Annotated in this window: 17 protein-coding genes and 1 pseudogene; 10 read left to right on the top strand and 8 right to left on the bottom strand. The window is 50.1% G+C overall.

What is annotated here, in order from left to right:
• Positions 1-79: 79 nt before the first annotated feature.
• The 5 genes and pseudogenes from metE to JVX88_RS14220 form a co-directional block, all read left to right on the top strand.
• Positions 80-1,048, top strand: a pseudogene (gene metE, locus JVX88_RS14240) (5-methyltetrahydropteroyltriglutamate--homocysteine S-methyltransferase); the annotation flags it as partial.
• The gene (locus JVX88_RS14235) at positions 1,035-1,493 is read left to right on the top strand and encodes a hypothetical protein (RefSeq protein ID WP_211627942.1); all 459 of its coding nucleotides are present in this window, start codon (positions 1,035-1,037) and stop codon (positions 1,491-1,493) included. The pseudogene metE and the gene JVX88_RS14235, both read left to right, overlap by 14 nt.
• Entirely contained in the window at positions 1,486-1,941 is a 456-nt protein-coding gene (locus JVX88_RS14230; protein ID WP_211627941.1) for a hypothetical protein, read from the top strand. The genes JVX88_RS14235 and JVX88_RS14230 overlap by 8 nt, the downstream gene beginning before the upstream one ends.
• 201 nt (positions 1,942-2,142) lie before the next feature.
• Entirely contained in the window at positions 2,143-3,297 is a 1,155-nt protein-coding gene (locus JVX88_RS14225; protein WP_263975591.1) for a fatty acid desaturase, read from the top strand.
• Complete coding sequence (locus JVX88_RS14220; RefSeq protein WP_211627937.1) at positions 3,294-3,635, top strand: hypothetical protein; 342 nt, start codon at positions 3,294-3,296, stop codon at positions 3,633-3,635. Before JVX88_RS14225 ends, JVX88_RS14220 begins: the two co-directional genes overlap by 4 nt.
• 237 nt (positions 3,636-3,872) lie before the next feature.
• Here the strand turns inward: JVX88_RS14220 and JVX88_RS14215 are convergent, their stop codons facing one another.
• Complete coding sequence (locus JVX88_RS14215; RefSeq protein ID WP_211627935.1) at positions 3,873-4,460, bottom strand: L,D-transpeptidase; 588 nt, start codon at positions 4,458-4,460, stop codon at positions 3,873-3,875.
• A 45-nt stretch (positions 4,461-4,505) separates the two neighbouring features.
• Between JVX88_RS14215 and JVX88_RS14210 the strand changes: the two genes are divergently transcribed.
• A complete protein-coding gene (locus JVX88_RS14210) occupies positions 4,506-5,393 on the top strand; it encodes a sulfotransferase (protein WP_211627934.1) in 888 nt (295 codons plus the stop codon).
• Between the two features lie 234 nt (positions 5,394-5,627).
• On the opposite strand, the gene JVX88_RS14205 is transcribed toward JVX88_RS14210, so the two are convergent.
• The 7 genes from JVX88_RS14205 to cpeB all read right to left on the bottom strand — a co-directional run bounded on the left by JVX88_RS14205 (position 5,628) and on the right by cpeB (position 14,110).
• Positions 5,628-7,136 (bottom strand): glycosyltransferase, encoded by a 1,509-nt coding sequence (locus tag JVX88_RS14205; RefSeq protein WP_211627932.1) that lies wholly within the window; start codon positions 7,134-7,136, stop codon positions 5,628-5,630.
• Positions 7,112-7,549 (bottom strand): glycosyltransferase family 4 protein, encoded by a 438-nt coding sequence (locus JVX88_RS14200; RefSeq protein WP_211627930.1) that lies wholly within the window; start codon positions 7,547-7,549, stop codon positions 7,112-7,114. Before JVX88_RS14200 ends, JVX88_RS14205 begins: the two co-directional genes overlap by 25 nt.
• A gap of 126 nt (positions 7,550-7,675) precedes the next feature.
• Positions 7,676-10,717 carry a hypothetical protein gene (locus tag JVX88_RS14195; protein WP_410503785.1) on the bottom strand — a complete coding sequence of 1,014 codons (3,042 nt, stop codon included), beginning with the start codon at positions 10,715-10,717 and terminating at the stop codon, positions 7,676-7,678.
• Positions 10,675-11,322, bottom strand: a complete 648-nt coding sequence (locus JVX88_RS14190; protein ID WP_211627926.1) for a HEAT repeat domain-containing protein — start codon at positions 11,320-11,322, stop codon at positions 10,675-10,677. Before JVX88_RS14190 ends, JVX88_RS14195 begins: the two co-directional genes overlap by 43 nt.
• Positions 11,323-11,424: 102 nt before the next feature.
• Entirely contained in the window at positions 11,425-12,723 is a 1,299-nt protein-coding gene (locus JVX88_RS14185; RefSeq protein WP_211627924.1) for a HEAT repeat domain-containing protein, read from the bottom strand.
• A 273-nt stretch (positions 12,724-12,996) separates the two neighbouring features.
• Positions 12,997-13,491 carry a C-phycoerythrin subunit alpha gene (cpeA, locus tag JVX88_RS14180; protein ID WP_036009800.1) on the bottom strand — a complete coding sequence of 165 codons (495 nt, stop codon included), beginning with the start codon at positions 13,489-13,491 and terminating at the stop codon, positions 12,997-12,999.
• Between the two features lie 64 nt (positions 13,492-13,555).
• Positions 13,556-14,110 (bottom strand): C-phycoerythrin subunit beta, encoded by a 555-nt coding sequence (gene cpeB / locus JVX88_RS14175; protein WP_211628708.1) that lies wholly within the window; start codon positions 14,108-14,110, stop codon positions 13,556-13,558.
• 152 nt (positions 14,111-14,262) lie between these two features.
• On the opposite strand from cpeB, the gene JVX88_RS14170 reads away from it, so the two are divergent.
• The 4 genes from JVX88_RS14170 (at position 14,263) to JVX88_RS14155 (ending at position 16,151) form a co-directional block, all read left to right on the top strand.
• Positions 14,263-14,706: a peptidoglycan-binding domain-containing protein gene (locus tag JVX88_RS14170; protein WP_211627923.1), complete on the top strand. Its 444-nt coding sequence runs from the start codon at positions 14,263-14,265 to the stop codon at positions 14,704-14,706.
• Positions 14,703-15,845, top strand: coding sequence for a Tc toxin subunit A (locus JVX88_RS14165; RefSeq protein WP_211627921.1), 1,143 nt, complete (start codon positions 14,703-14,705; stop codon positions 15,843-15,845). The genes JVX88_RS14170 and JVX88_RS14165 overlap by 4 nt, the downstream gene beginning before the upstream one ends.
• A 76-nt stretch (positions 15,846-15,921) precedes the next feature.
• Positions 15,922-16,044, top strand: coding sequence for a hypothetical protein (locus JVX88_RS44105; protein WP_410503763.1), 123 nt, complete (start codon positions 15,922-15,924; stop codon positions 16,042-16,044).
• Positions 15,993-16,151: a hypothetical protein gene (locus JVX88_RS14155; RefSeq protein WP_211627920.1), complete on the top strand. Its 159-nt coding sequence runs from the start codon at positions 15,993-15,995 to the stop codon at positions 16,149-16,151. The genes JVX88_RS44105 and JVX88_RS14155 overlap by 52 nt, the downstream gene beginning before the upstream one ends.
• Positions 16,152-16,319: the final 168 nt, after the last annotated feature.

Below are 16,319 nucleotides of genomic sequence, written 5' to 3'. Positions count from 1 at the left end.
ACCAATGCCGCTCCTTAACTGGCGGTTAAGCTGATCGATCGCTGACTGTCGTAGTGGATAGCGGTAGTCTTTTCCCCAGACCTCCGAAGTACGGCAACTACGGGTGAAATATAAGCGAGGCGAACTGACAGAAGCAGACTATCAGGCAGCGATCGATGCTGCGATTGCTGAGTGCATCAAACTTCAGGAAGACATCGGCATTGATGTGCTGGTGCATGGTGAGTTTGAGCGCACCGATATGGTGGAATACTTTGGTCAACAACTGGCTGGCTTTGCCTTTACTGAAAACGGTTGGGTGCAAAGCTATGGCAGTCGCTATGTACGTCCCCCAATTATTTATGGTGATGTAGCGCGTCCCCAACCCATGACTGTGCGAGAGTTTCAGGTGGCGCAGGCATTGACTGCAAAACCTGTCAAAGGAATGCTCACAGGCCCCATCACCATTCTCAACTGGTCATTTCCGCGTAGTGATATTTCTCGTCAGGAACAGGCATTCCAGATCGCCCTGGCATTACGCGAAGAAGTTGCAGATTTAGAGACCGCTGGTGCACAGGTAATCCAGGTGGATGAACCCGCTTTACGAGAAGGCTTGCCGCTGAAGCTGGAACGCTGGAATGAGTATCTTTCCTGGGCAGTGGATGCGTTTCGACTGGCAACGGCGATCGCCCAACCGCAGACGCAAGTTCATACCCACATGTGCTACTGCGAGTTTGGCGACATCATCCAAGAGATTGAACGTTTGGATGCGGATGTGATTTCGATTGAAAATAGCCGTAGCAATAATCGCACGTTGCAGGAGGTCACTGAGGCAGGCTATTCCCACCAAATCGGCAATGGGGTGTATGACATTCATAGTCCGGTGGTGCCTACGACTGAACAACTGGTGCAGCAATTGCAGGCAGGTATTCATAATTTACCGTTGCGGCAAATCTGGGTAAATCCCGATTGTGGACTGAAAACACGCCGCTGGGAGGAAGTGATTCCCGCTCTAAAAAATATGGTGGCAGCAGCAAAGGTGTTGCGGGGGGAAATCGATGCAAATCCCTAATGATCTCTGGCAAGGATGCTCTGACTACTGGCAGAACCGCTTTATTCATCACCATCTCTTGACTATCGGATACACGGCATGGATTGGTTACGCAAACCAGGGACGGGGCATGGTGGTCTGCGATGTTGTGGATGCTATCCCTCCTACGATTGATTGGCACATCGATAGGCTGATGTTCCATCAGGTATTTATTCCTCACGTTCAAGTCACACAGTATATGCAAGCACTGGAACTAGAGAAAGGAATTGTGACCGCCTTGTTGGAATCGATCGCCACCTATGACCCGACTCAAGCGATCGTCGTCCTGATCATTGGTAACGGTGCCGTTGATATCAACCTGCTACAAAACCTGGCGATTTCCCCAGCCAACTGTTACGAACAAGTGCAACGACGTTGGATAGAATTTCAGCCCGATTTAATCCCCCAAGGAGGTGTCCATGAGTGAAGCTCCCAACTGTCTGGACTGGCAGCAAGAGTTTATTGCTACCAATTTGTTGGCGATCGGTTATAACGCCTGGGCAGGCTATCTGGGGGGTGAACGCGGTGCCATCATTTGTAGCACCAATTCTCCGAAAGTTGGCATTGCAGGGGAATCCTTCAAAACCTACTTTATTCAGCGATCGCGTCTGGCTGCCTTTCTAAACGCCTGGTTAGCGGCTCCTGATACGGTGATTCTGCGTCACCATTTTATGAATGCCCACATCCTGGAAGCAGTAGATTCTTATGATCCAACGACAGGATTAGTGTTCTTGCTAGAGTCTTTCAATCAGGTGACGTTTTTTTACCTGAAAGATTTACCCATCACCCCACCCCAATGTTACGAGCAAGTGTGTAAAACCTGGGAGGAGTTTCAGCCTGCTGTTTGTGCATTGCAGAAGAATGTTGTGTCGTAATCTTGATGGGCGATCGCGCAGCATTTTGGAACGAGACGCTCAGTTCTCCCCTCATCTCGACGTATCCCTGAACTGAAACCTATTATGCTCAAACACTACCTGAATCGCTCTGGACAGATCCCAACAGCGGTTCATCCCTTTGTCAAACATGAATTTTCTCGTCAACTAAAACCATCGGATACGCTCAAAAAAGCTGACTTTGTGTTGACTCCATACATCAAAAGCAGCAACCTGCGAGCAACGTATCAAATTCTCAATACCATTGTCCCTTATGTTCTTTTATGGATTGTGGCTGTGCAAGCAGCGTCTATTTCTCTGTGGCTGCTACCCCCAATCATGGTGCTGCTGATTCTCTTTTCACTGCGCTGTTTTTCTTTGATGCATGATTGTGGACACTATTCTCTCTTCCGATCAAAACGAGCGAACCGCATTGTTGGATTCCTCCTGGGTGTAATTAATGCAATGCCCCAATATGGGTGGTCCAGAGATCATGCCTACCATCACAAAACCAATGGCGACTGGGAGCGGTATCGGGGTGTTGCAGATTTCTTATCTACCGAGGAGTTTTCTCGTCTCGATCCGTTCAATCAAAGGCTGTACGAAGTCCTACGATATCCATTAATGGGAATTCCAGGTGGTTTTTTCTACCTGGTCATCAAGCCCAGATTCATGTTGATTATGGGAATTTATGATTTCATCCATCATGTATTTACTGCCCTGAGGCAAGATCCGGAATTTAACTTAGCGCAAACGATATCTACTCATCAGTCAAAACACTGGCAGTCGGCTGCTGAATTTTGGGATCTCCTGTTGAACAATATTTGTGTCATTGGCGGCTGGATTTTTCTGAGCCATCTATGGGGAGTTGGACTGTTTTGGAGTATTTACTCGATCACCCTCAGTTGTTCTGCAACGATCTTCATCTGGGTCTTTTTTGTCCAGCATATTTTTGAGGGGTCTTATGCTCACAAAACAACAGGCTGGGACTATGTTTTAGGAGCAGTTCAGGGCAGCAGTTATTTAGAATTACCCACCATTCTCAGATGGTTTAGTGCCGATATCGGCTATCACAACATTCATCATCTCTCCGAAAGAATTCCCAATTATCATCTCGCTGCTTGTCATCGGGAAAATAGTCACCTGCTCTCGGATGTCAAGACCCTGCGAATCGGAGATCTATTTGACTGTGCCCAATTTCTTCTGTGGGATGCAGACTCAGACCGTTTAGTGTCGATCGCATCCTTGCGTCAGGAAACCGAAGCGATGACAAATCCAGCCTCCAACCTTGTAGACAGAGGGGAAACAGACACGGCAACGGGCAAAAATAATAAATTTGAATCGGGAGAGACCGCTTGACTCATACAGCTTTGACCTTACCTCGCCCTCGTTGGAACGTGATCTTATCCACAGTTGCACTTCATTTAGGAGTATTATTTGCAGTTTTCCCGGCTAATTTCAGTTGGACAGCCGTTGGAGTGGCGTTGTTTCTCCACTGGCTGACGATCGGTTTGGGCATTTCCCTCGGCTTTCATCGACTGGCAACCCATCGCAGTTTCAAGGCTCCCAAATGGCTGGAATATTTCCTGATTCTCTGCGGCACTCTGGCAGGGCAAGGCGGTGTCAAAGGTTGGGTGGGTTATCACCGCATGCACCATTTGTATGCCGATCGCTCTGGCGATCACGCAAGGACGTGATCAACCAACAGACAGTTAATCAGCAAAGCGATATAGACTTGCTGCGCTTACTAGAACAAGCTGCTTCTGAATCATTGGAAAATATGAAACCTCGCAAAAAGCGCAAAAGTTAATCCGCGGCTCGATTTGTGTCTGCTGATATCTGAGTATAAAAAACTGCCGTTTGATCCAGGAGTGCACTGAACCAACGACAGAACTAAGAGACGACTTTCCAGCGAGAAGTGGGTTTAATATGTATCAGTCTTGAACAACAACTGGGGTACCCATATTGGCCCAATCAAATAGCCACGCAGCTCCCTCAACTGGAACATTGATGCAACCACTGCTGACCGGATCGCCAAAGCTATCATGCCAGTAGGCTCCGTGAATCGCATAGCTGCCTGAGAAATACATCGTGTAGGGAACATCAGGGATGTCGTATTGTTTACCCTGACTCTCACCCTGCATGCGAGCGCCGCGATATTTGGTTTCAATGGCATAAACCCCAGTTGGAGTGGCATCTGAAGCCCGCCCTGTAGAAACAGCGATCGAAAACACAGGGGTGTTTCCTTCCCATGCTGTCAGACGCTGCTCGGCTAGATTCACCTGAATCCAGCGCTGATTAGACTGCTTCAAATCGTTTACCCAAGCTTCTATCCACTCAGAATTGTTGGAAGCGGCAGCCAGAGAAGCATCAGCACCGCTGTTCTCCAAGGTTATTTCGACAGACTGAGCATAAGTGGCTTGACTAGAGATGAGCCAAACGGAAACAGCACAAAGCACAAAACTGAAGTTTTGGATCAGACTCGGCAGTTTGGCAAACCCAGAACCAAATTTAAGAAACATCAACGACTCCTACACAACTACTACACCAATGGCGGCGTTGAGCTAGTGGCTCTATACAATTTTATTTATAAAAATGAAAACCGCACTCAGTTGAAGCCTAAAACCTTTAAATTTGCTGTCTTGATCTGTGCTGGAATTGTGATTGCCTGGTACAACTATGGGGTGAATTCCAATCAGAGTGACTGTAAAGCTTATACTAAAATCATGCTTGATTTCGTAGTGATTGGTTCCCAAAAGTGTGGTACAACCTGGCTGTTCGACAAGCTGAAAATGCATCCTCGGATTTATTTTCCAGTCGGAAAGGAGGGGAACCATTGGAATCATCGGTTCTACCTCAGTGATGTTCACCGGAGTATCTACCATGCCGCCATGCATGGGCCAGTTATTGATCTTTGTGGTTACGTCTGCGGCGACATGACGCCTGAGTATGCCATCATGCCGGTAGAGCAGATCCGAAATCTGAGAAAACACCATCCGGACGTGCAGTTATTCCTGATGGTGAGAAATCCAATTCAGAGAGCGTGGTCAGCCATCAAAATGACCTATCAATATCACAATCTGGATTTAGCTAGCCTAAGTGACGAGAGAACCATACAGGCCATTACAACAGGTAAAACAGCTGATCTGGGCCGCTATGATGTAATTATTCAGAACTGGCTTGCGGTATTTCCGCCTTCGCAACTACATATTCTCTTCTTTGAAGATTTAACAAATCACTATCGCGATATTTTGGATAAGTGCTGTTCTGTGATTGGTGTTGAAGCAGATTTTTTTGCGCAAATTCCCGATTCTGTTTTGAGCCGCTCTTCACTAAAAGGTGTTACTTACCCTTTAGAATCTTGTGTGTACAAAAGCTGTATTAGCTTTTATTACTCAGGAATTCGCTTTTTGGCCGATTATACCGGCAGAAACTTAGACCATTGGTTGGCATAGGTTACAAACCACCTAAAAACGAGAACAGGAAGGAGTACACTTCAAGAGCTTCCTAATTCAACAACATTAGACTTGTTGGGAAATAAAGAGAAAATCGCTGAAATGCTTATGCAGACTGGGTTTCAAGGATTTTGGATGAAAATCGCCGAAACGCCTACCAGAAGCGGGTTTCAAGGATTTCCGAGCTTATTACCCAACAAGTCTATTAACATTGTGAATTCATTCAACTTCAACTCATTCAACGCCTAGACGTATTTGCAAATGACCCAAGGGGAGCCGGGCTTCGTTCTCTAATGCTGCTCTCAGTGAGAGTTGGGTAATAGTTGGCATGTTCGCAACTCCAACTAGCCTCATGAAACCGCTGCGTTCAGCCTTAGGAACGTCTGGATAAAGCCGTTTGATATCAGGGCGCAAATTATTAATAGGAATAGAGTGGATAACCTGCCGATCCCTAACAATTTCGATAGCAGTAACAGGAGACCATTTGCCTAGAACCCAACCGCGAAAAAGTAGAAAATTTTTATAGCTTGCTCCTAGTTGAATGCTATCGATTGAAAAGCCCCAAATTAGATCAGAAAGAGATGATTCAAAATAGTTGACTGTTAAAACTTCAATCAACGTATTGCTGTTGATCCGGATTCCATAATCTTCTGCTTCCCGTGTTAAATGAGAACTGTAGCAAGGATCAGACTGAATATGCTCCTGCCATCGTTGCTGTAGAAGGCTAGCTGCTCTCGAATCATTATATTCTTGATTTTCAGAATTATAGTGATATAACTCTACATATGGCAGATGAACATTACGATAGCCCTGCTGCAACATCTTTAGGCATAAATCGACATCATTGTAGGCAATAGAAAGCTGCTCATCAAACCCCCCTGCTCGATCAAATACATCCCGGCGACACATCAAACAAGCTCCTGTGACAGCCGAATAGTTATTGGCTGTAACGAGTTGACCAAAGTAGCCAGGCGCACCTTTTGGGAAATGACGATGGCTGTGGCTAGCAACACCTTGCACTCCCAAGACAACCCCTGCATGTTGGATGGAGTTGTCTGGATAGAGTAATAGTGCCCCTACTGCGCCAACAGAAGGTCTTTGAGCCTGCTCGACCATCGCTTCAAGCCAATCTGAGGTGATAATTTCGGTGCTCTCACTCAGAAACAAAAGATATTCGCCTTTGGCTTGGGTCGCAGCAAAATTTTTGATAGAAGAGTCATTAGAAGAACCTTCAAGAAGACGAGAACGAAAGCGCTCAGGATGTTGATTCTGCCAATCTGAAAATATATCAAATAGCTCTGATTCATTGCCGCTATGGGTAACTGCAATTACTTCATAGTTGGAATAGGTAGTTCTGGTAAAGATCGATTGAAGACAGTGCTTTAAGTGAGATGGATACTTAGCCAGTATAATAATACTGATTAAACCAGCTTGGCGAATTTCATAGCGAATTGTGAATCGACCTGGGAATTGAGAATGTTCAATAACCTGCCCTGCTTCACCTCGACGCTGTAAGGCATCTTTGATTGATCTGATAGCTGCTTCATAGGCGTAAGGTTTTGCCATAGCGCCGCTAGCTGTAGAGGCAGAATGTATCCGCCAGTGGTAGAGAATTTTGGGAATGTGAAAAATTTTATCTGTTTTTTCTGTAAGTCGCAGAACCAGATCGTAGTCTTGACTACCTTCATACCCTAGCCGGAAGCCACTTATCTGATCAATCAGAGTACGTCGATAAGTGCCCAAATGACAAGTATACATACGGGTGAGAAAGCTATCCGGACACCAACGAAGCGATTAAATGGCTTTAACGGAAACATCACATGTCGGGTCAGAACAAAGCGTACTGAGCGGGCGGCCATACAGGCAATGCTTGCGGGAATGTAATCACGGGCAACGTGGGCATGAACTATCTGAATATCGTTCTCTCGGATAAAATCCGCCATTCGGATCGCGCTGAACACACCGATCGAATTTCTGATAGAAACCTCTATCAAATGGCCTGCAGGAAGAAAGCTGAGCCTATCTTTCCATTCGCTTGTTGGACGTAATGCGGCAAATACGTCGTGCCCGCGCGACTGAAGCCCGCGGCATAGATCAACAACATGCCGCTCGCCGCCGCCGAATGTTCGAGCCGAAGATATTTGCAAAATACGCATCGGGGTTCCCTTGATGATACTAAAATCAGGTTAAGTTGGCATCGGAAATAGGAGACAAAAAGCTCAAAGTAAAAGGCACGCCCGATGAACGAGCGTGCCGATATGATGTTCTATTTCAGCCGTTGGCTAGAAGTAGAAGCGAACACCGAACTGCATCTGGAAGACAGCGGTCCGGGTGAAGTTTGACGTTATCAAATTTCCATTACTGTCACGCAGCTTAAGGAAGGTTGGATTTGTTGCACCGTTCAATCCACAAGACTGATCGTTGGTCGCCGCGCAGTAGTTGGTTTGTGCTCCAGCGAATTGGATATTCGAATTATTGAACAGATTGAATATCTCAGCCGAAAGCACCAATCTGCGACGCTCGCCAAAACCAAATCCCTTCTGCCCGCGGACATCAACACCGTATTCACTATTCTGGCGGAACGCATTCCTTCGGAAGGGAACACCGGCACCAATATACGGACGGTCATTGTTGTTCGAATCGGCATTTAGATCCGAACCGACGACGGCATCAACGGGAACACCCGATCGCAACCTGATGGCACTTGAGACCTCAAAACCATAAGGAAGGAAGAATATCGGGTTCGCAACGAACTGATGCGGACGATCAAGACGCGCTCGCCCCCATTCCGGACGTAGATCATAGGCATTCTCGTAGAAGAGTCCTGTCGCATTTCGTTCGTTGTCATCATCCGATTCGCTCAACGAATATGTGTAGTAGGCGTTCATATTCGTCCACTTTCGGAGAAGACGCATCCTGAAGGTAACGGACTGGAATCTCGACGAAGCACCGGAATCACGTAAAACGATGCGGCCCAGCTGCGGTACAGGACGATTGTTTCGGTTGAATACCGGACGTGCCACCGGACCGGTCGGAACCGGAACCGGAAGGTTGATGTCGAAGTTGCGCTGAAGCTGAGTTGTACGGACATGACTGTAATCAGCTCCAAGCACCAAACCGCGAGCAATTTCCCGCTCATAGCCAAAACCGAACTGGAATGAACGCGGGTTCTTGTAATCCGGGTTCATTGCGAATACGTTCGCTCCGATGGCCGGAGCGATACCAAGCCCAAGTGCACCAGCGATCGTCTGAAGCTGCTGCGAAGTCAGCGTCGGAAGATTATCGAGCGTGGTCGTGTTCGGGTTCACACCGGCAAAGAAGAATTGCCGGAAGACGGTGTTCGGGATACAGGCACGAGCCGCCGTAGGTGTCGCAACCTGCGGGCAGGCAATGCCGAACGTGCCCATATATGCAACATACGAAGGATTGTTGGTCAAGAACGTGTTGTAAGCGTTTTGGCCGGCGGTCGTTTGTGCCGAAAGCGTCGTCGTTGAGAACGGTAGCTGAATCGTAACGTCGCCCGGAGGAATGCGGAAATTATTTACCGGACCAGCGATCAAAAGGGCTGGTGTGCGTGCATAATACATACCGCTGAATGCGCGGAAAACGGACTTTCCGTTACCCTCGACGTCCCAGGCAAATCCGAGTCTCGGCCCCCACTGCCATTCACTATCCGGAATGAACCCTGGATCGATACTGCGTCCACCAAGAAGCGGGAACGACGCATTACGGACCAGATTTATAATCGTATCGTTTCCGAGTTCCGGGCTAGGATTGAATTGCTTTTCAGCACGAAGCCCAAAGTTCAAGGTGAATTTCGGGGTAATACGCCAAGAATCCTGGCCGTAGAATGCAAGCTCACGGATACGGAACGCAGCAAGCAAGTTGCCGATCTGTTGAGTGTAGAATGTATTCGCATCGAAACGGCGGTCGTTCGGATCGTTAGGATCGAGCGAAAGTTGCTGCAATGCAGAGATCGCTCCTCCACTGAATGTGTAAGAGCCGAACTGGTTAAAACCAAATTTTTGATCAACGAAGATATCGCTGAATTCGCCGCCTATCTTTATATTATGGTTGCCCTTCGTGATCGAGAATCCATCGATGAACTGGAAGCGTTCGTCGAACTGCGTGGTCGGAAGGAAGCTACGGGTTCCGTATAGACCAACGTTCGCAACGTTAACGAGTGGCGTAAGTGCATTTGCTTCACGCGGGCGTTCTCCGCGAGCGAACTGGAACCGGAAGTCATTTACATAGCTTGAACCAAACACCGAGTTAAGCTGCGAAACGAAAACGTAGTTCTTATCGATCTCTGTTCCTTCGTTCGAAAGAGCAGCGTTTGCCACGGGATTGAAGAGCGTTCCCACATCTCCAACGGCGACGCTGTTCAATCCCTTATTGTCGTTCCAGCTAAACCGGAAATTGGCGTTGTGAATGTTGTTTATGGTCCAATCGATCCGCCCGAGCGCAGCCTGCCCGTCGTTAGTAAGCTCATACGGGGTTTCGAGTGAGCGGAAGTAGGTGACCGCCTGTTGTATTGCGGGCGTGACAGCTATAGTATCAAGGCCACTGAAAAGAACCACGCGATCGGCCGTAAAACGCTGCTGTTCGTAGGATCCGAAATATCGCAGTTTGTTCTTGATGATCGGGCCGCCGATCGAACCGCCCCATTGCGTCTGGGTTGGAGCTGCGGTGATATCAAGATTGTTAACCTCTTCCAATCGCTTAACGAAGTTATGATTGATCGAAAAGTTGTCCGGGCGGATAAGGAAGAAAGCAGAACCACGAAGATTGTTTGTGCCGCTTTTCGTTACAACGTTAACAACACCGCCGGATGAACGGCCAAATTCCGCGTTGTAGCCGGCAGCAACAACGTTGAATTCTCTGATCGATTCCTGTGGGATCGTTGGAGCAAAGTTTGAACGCTCACCACCGCGGATGCCGCCAAAGAATGGCTGATTGTAATCGGTTCCGTCAACGTTGATCGTGGCATTGATGCCTCGCTGACCAGATAGCGAGATCTGGTTGCGTTCGGTATCGATCTGCGCGGTCGGCGTCAATGTCGCGAAATCCTGGAACCGGCGGCCATTGATCGGAAGGTTTGTAATTGCTGTTTCGCTTAGGACCGCGTCCGAGCTAACAGCCGTGGTTTGAACACCTTCAGCGGTCACTGTCACTTCAGCAGCGACATCGCCCGCACCAAGAGTGAAGTTCGCGTCCGTCGTTCGTCCGACCTGGACCTGAACGATCAGAGTTTGCTCACCAAAGCCGCCGCCGCTGGCCGTTACACGATATTCGCCCGGCTCAAGTGAGGTAAAAGTGAAGATACCGGCACCGCTGCTCGTTGCGGTAGTCGAGACAGGGCGCTGGTTGCCGTTTCGCGCACATAGGAGTCGGTCGTTTCATTTTGAATCAGGTCTTGCAGCACTTCGACGCCGCGATGATCGCCAATCGACGCTAAGGCATTGACAATCGACACGCCCAAGGCGGGATTGTCACTCGTGCGCAGCGCCTGAATCAACACCTCGACCACCTCGGGGGTGCCAATTTCGCCTAAAGCCATGACCGCGGCGATATGCACGACCGGATTGGGATCGTGGAGGGCGGTTTGCAAGCCGGCGATGCCCGTCTCCGGAAACGGCTGTTCTGGATAGTTGAGGGCGACTTGGGCCAAGGCTTTGGCGGCACTGCCCCGCACGGTGACATTCTCGCTGTGGAGCAGCGCCTCGACCAGGGGTGGCACGGCATCCACGCCAATCGCGCCTAAGGCTTTGACCGCCGCTCGTCGATAGGTTGTATCAGCTTGATCGAGAATGCCCATCAACCGAGGAATCGTGGTCTCGTCTCGCTGGTCGACTAACTGCCACATCGCCTCGTCGCGCAGATGGGGATTGGGATGTTGGAGCTGTTGAAATAATTCTTCGGTAGACATAGAAGTGGATATATGAGTGGTCGATTAGTAGAGAGATTCGTGCATATCAGTGGGGGACAAATAACACGGCTAAAGGTCAGACGCGGCAGAGCCAGATTGAAGTCAATTTGCCGGGACGGTAGGTTGAGTCGATCTGAGCCTGGTCTGAGCTTTGGCTTGAATGATCCAATCATCCTGGTCGCTCACGTGGGTATAGCCGCTGGGATCGCCCAACTGGTCCAGCGCCATCAGTACGGCATATTTGAGGTCCCAGATGGGGGTATCGAGGCAGCGGTGGAGTTCGCCAATTGCCCGTGAATCACCCAGTTCGGCGAGCGCAATCGCGGCGGCGGCACGGGATTTCTGGAATTGGGGTTGCGGGTTGTGCAAGGCGGTGATCAGCAGGTCATAGGCGGGGGCATGCCGCAGCCAGCCAAACAGCTTGATCACATGAAAATGGGCGCCATAGTCGCTGTGGGCTTCGTCGGCATAGGTGGCAAACAAAGCGGCGGGAGCCTCCTCGGCATACTGCTCCAGGATGGTCTGCACCGCCAGGTAGCACCGCCCAAAGTCGGTTTCGTATAACTCGCGGATCAGAAACGCGAGGCTGGGCGGCTGATCATAGGCATGCACCAACTGCAAATCCTGGGGATGATCGCGCAGCACTTGTTCGAGGTGGGGCTGAATCTGGGTAAACGAAAGCGTCCCGGTGGGCAAGCCGGCCTCAGCCAACAGGCGCATGCCGCGCAAGCGAAACACAATCGAGACCGGACAGCGCGCAATCGCCGGAATCGCGTCGTAATAGCGGGCGTCAATCAAATCCTGAATCGATAAGCGTCGTGCTAAAACATTGGCATGCTGCAACAGCGCCACCACCTGCGGCATCCTCTGATAGTCGCCCGTGAGGCGGCAAACGGCGGTGATGGCGGCACTGGCGATCAGCGGGTCAGCATCGGTGACAAAGCGCTGAATCTGAGCCAGAGCTGGCGTGTAATTCAGCTTGGCCAGGGTGTGAATAATCACGCGATAGGTTTGCCCCGGTTGGTCGAGCAATTGGGTCAGGTCGGCTAAGATCTGCGGATCCTGGGTGCCAATTTCGCCAATCGCCCAAGCGGCATTCTCGACCAGATAACCATCCTCGTCGTGCAAACAGGCATGAATCAGCGGCAGGGCGGCCGTCGCCTGGAGCCGTCCCAGCGTTTCGACGGCTTTGCGTCGCACGATCCGATTTTGCAGGGCGGGATCGGGTTGCTGCACGGCCCGCATCAAGGCGGCGATGGCACGCTCGCTGGGGAAATGCACTAAATGCGAGGCGGCAATGTAGCGCGAATCCGCTTCCCCAACTTGATCGTGAGGCGTATCTAAAACGGCAATCGCCCGCTCTTCGCTGAGATCAAATAGTTGAAAAAAGCGTTTATCCATGATTGATAAAAAACCTGGCTGATTCAGCCATGAATTCACCGATCGCTCGATGAATGGCTTGACGAATGACCTGAATAATGACGTAATGCACTAAATCTAGAATAACAGTTGGATAATTCAGGCTGTAGATAGAGCGGCAGCCCCCTCCAGACAACAACAAACCTGGAGAGTCTGAGCCACGGCTGCACCGTCAAGCGGCAAAGCCAAGCGCTCAGACCCTCCAGGTCGGTTGGGTCAGCTACCCTGTAATCCGCTCAGGTCGCACGGCGGTAACTAGGACAGCGAGTTGATGGCGTAGTCGAGCAGGGCGTTGTACTCGGTCAGAGCTTGAGCCGACATATCGCGCGGAGCACAGCCCCGGTTGCGCGCGAAGCTGAGGGCTTCGACATAGGGCGCGGTGGGCAGACCGAGGGCACGGTAGACTTCCTTCTGGCCGGCAATGCCCCACTCATCGAGCGGACCGGTCCCGCCAACCACCAAGCAGTATTGAATCAGGCGCATGTAGTGCTTGATGTCACGCAGACACTTGGCTTTGAAGGTGTCGGTGGAGTTGGCTTCACCCGCATTGTTCAGGTAGGGATACTTCTTGATGCAGGCATCATAAGCTTCCCGAGCGACGTTATCGAGGTTGTTGGCCAGCTTTTCTGCGGCTTCTAGGCGAGCCGCTGCCCGTTGGATCGAACCCTGAACCGATTCGAGATCCGAGGTGCTCGGAAACCGTCCGGCTGCATCAGCCGCTGCAATCACGGTGGTAACAACAGATTTCATGTCTTGAATCTCCCAATAGTTTCGAGTATGGATTGTGGTTTGAGGAATCGAAATCCAAAGCGACCTAGCTGAGGGCCGAAATCACGCGATCAAAGTAGCTCGAGGCTTCGGCCACCAAGCTGGCGCAGCGATCCTCAACCACGGGAGTGCCCATCTTGCGCAGTTTGGCACCGGCAAATTGCTCGCTGGGGGTGTCTTGAATGTGAGCAGCGGCTTGCGCTTTCATGATTTGCACCGCCCGCACCGTGGAGGTGGTGGGCACGCCAAGCGCCGCATAGGTTTCTTTCAACCCGTTGAGGCAGCGATCGTCAAGCACCGAGGCATCGCCCGCCAACAGCGCATAGGTGACATAGCGCAAAATGATTTCGGCATCGCGCAGGCAGGCCGCCATCCGCCGGTTGGGATAGCAGTTGCCGCCCGCTTGGATCAAGCCTTGGTTTTCACAGATCATGCCGGCTACCGCATCCGAGACCATGCAGCTCGCGTTCGACGCAATCGCATTCACTGCATCCAGACGACGGTTTCCTTCGGCCACAAACTTTCTTAATGCACTGATATCTGATACAACAGACGTGCTGGCATCGGCTGCGACAACAGCTCTAGAAAAAGCGTCAAGCATTTCGCTCTCCTTAAAATAGTAGTCTGTAAAAACGGGTGCTTGTTGCTGGAACAAGACACTAATGACCATAAAAGACGACCTCAACCGCCGTCTCAGTTATGAAAAACAAAGTAACAATCCTTAATAATTAAATCTGTCTGGCGAGCGATCTGATGCAGCGGCCAACCGAGCAGGCAGGTGTAGCCCGTGAGCGGGTCAACCTCCAATTTTGGAGAAGTCAACCCTTCAAACCGAACCCCCAGGAGAACCCAATGAAACGGCAAGGACGCGAACTATCCAGAGACATGCAAGGCGAGGATGTCAAACTCCTTCAAACCGAACTACGTCAACTGAATCGCTTCATTCGAGACGATGAATTTAACCAAAGTTTTTTTGGAGAAACCACACAACAAGCTGTCTTCGATATCCAGAAATTAGATAATTTACCCGCTTCATCGTCAAAGGCGAAATTCGTCAGGCAGATGGTCGGTTACTTGTTGGTGCAACGGTTCGAGCCTTCGACAAAACTGATCTGCTCACCTTCTTCGCCAATAATCCAGAATTTGAGTTCAGAGAGGCAATCCTCGATACTTACCTGGAAAACGACACCGCCATGAATGGTGTGGTAAACCGGGAAGCCCTGGGACAACAACTTCAGCAGATGCAGCGAGTTTTCAAAATCACACCTCGCTACCAAGAAATGCAGGTGCCGTTGAACAAGGACATATACTCTGGATTCAACATCATCCAAATGACCCAGGAGGAATTTGTGGGGCAAGTGGGCAAAGATCTGGGCAGTGTGTCAAGAGCACAGGAAATCTATAACCAGGCTGAAATTAATGCATCGATGGCAATCGGAATGCTAGTTCGATATGGTACAGCCAACAGTGACCCCTATGCCACTCGACCTGCCCCTTACGACGTTTTTGGAATTCCAAACTGGAACAGTTTATTCAATTCCCTGGATCTATGCGACTGTGAACACTGCCGTTCCGTGTACAGCCCAGCCGCCTACCTGGTCGATATCCTTGCTTATCTGAAAAATCGTCCCGCCAACTCAGCAGGGCACAACCCCCTACAGGTTCTATTCCAGCGTCGTCCAGATATTGGAGAGATCGAACTATCCTGCCAGAACACCAGCACCCTCGTCCCCTACGTCGATCTAGTCAACGAAGTCTTAGAGAATGCCATCGCGCCCTTCGGACCCTTTACCCCGTTCACTATTCCAGCTACCCCGGTACTGGAAACCGACCTCAACGATCGCAAACTGTCCCCAGCCCTAAAAACAGCATTGAATGCGTTGCAGCTCTCAGACTATGCAACCATCATCGAGCGAGAAAAGGGGAAATCCTGGGATATTCTTGAAACCGCTTACACCTACAAAATTCAGAAAGAAGCCAACACGCTCCAGGTCACCACTCGCAGCCTCCAGACCACAGGTACTCCCGAAGAATTAAGTGCCAATCCCCAATATCTAAATGCTGGAGCCTACGACCTTCTCCGAAAGCAGGTCTATCCCTTTACCCTGCCCTTTGATCTGTGGACAGAGAAAGCCCGTGCTTATCTAGACCACCTGGGTGTTCAACGTTATCAGGTGATGGAGACCTTTTTTATTGGCGATCGCCGCGCCCTTCTAGAAGACAGTGCAATCGCCAATGAATATTTGCAGCTTACGAGCGTTGATCGACAAATTGAGCTTACCCCAAAAAAGTGGACATTCTCGAAGAGTCGAAAACCAAGGAGAATCGATCCATGAGTACTAAACCCCGCCGCCAATTCACCCCAGAGCAAAAAGCCGTTTCTCTGACCGTAGGTCAGTAGCCGTCAGGATCGTGACTCAATCAGGTAAATCCATCAGCCAAATTGCCAAGGAAATGGGACTGACTGAGAGTGCGTTGCGCAATTGGTCAAACAAGCCCAGATTGACCGAGCAGCAACACCCAATGGTCCTCTGACCACCGAAGAACGTCAAGAGCTAGCCCGACTGCGCCGAGATAACAAACGCTTGCAGATGGAGCGAGACATCCAAAAAACCGCCTTCGTGACTCGTCACGTCCCATAGGACGAGAAACAAAAGGGATTACACTATCGAGTATCCGGACAGTGGCCGTCGGCCTTTTGGAGGTGTTCCCCCGTAAAAAAACATGGCCCAGGGAAAGCTGCGGACTCAATATTGGTGGCGTTCTATACGACCCCGTTTAGGAAAGTGATTGATACCGAGTTCCCGTCC

The sequence above is a fragment of the Leptolyngbya sp. 7M genome, assembly GCF_018128485.1.
This window is presented reverse-complemented; position numbering and strand designations above follow the sequence as displayed.

Bases quoted from the DNA above. Each gene is read 5' to 3' on its own strand.
- JVX88_RS14235 (WP_211627942.1), top strand. From the start codon at position 1,035: ATGCAAATCCCTAATGATCTCTGGCAAGGATGCTCTGACTACTGGCAG.
- JVX88_RS14230 (WP_211627941.1), top strand. From the start codon at position 1,486: ATGAGTGAAGCTCCCAACTGTCTGGACTGGCAGCAAGAGTTTATTGCT.
- JVX88_RS14215 (WP_211627935.1), bottom strand. From the start codon at position 4,460: ATGTTTCTTAAATTTGGTTCTGGGTTTGCCAAACTGCCGAGTCTGATC.
- JVX88_RS14200 (WP_211627930.1), bottom strand. From the start codon at position 7,549: ATGCGTATTTTGCAAATATCTTCGGCTCGAACATTCGGCGGCGGCGAG.
- JVX88_RS14190 (WP_211627926.1), bottom strand. From the start codon at position 11,322: ATGTCTACCGAAGAATTATTTCAACAGCTCCAACATCCCAATCCCCAT.
- JVX88_RS14185 (WP_211627924.1), bottom strand. From the start codon at position 12,723: ATGGATAAACGCTTTTTTCAACTATTTGATCTCAGCGAAGAGCGGGCG.
- cpeA (WP_036009800.1), bottom strand. From the start codon at position 13,491: ATGAAATCTGTTGTTACCACCGTGATTGCAGCGGCTGATGCAGCCGGA.
- cpeB (WP_211628708.1), bottom strand. From the start codon at position 14,110: ATGCTTGACGCTTTTTCTAGAGCTGTTGTCGCAGCCGATGCCAGCACG.
- JVX88_RS14170 (WP_211627923.1), top strand. From the start codon at position 14,263: ATGCAGCGGCCAACCGAGCAGGCAGGTGTAGCCCGTGAGCGGGTCAAC.
- JVX88_RS14165 (WP_211627921.1), top strand. From the start codon at position 14,703: ATGAATGGTGTGGTAAACCGGGAAGCCCTGGGACAACAACTTCAGCAG.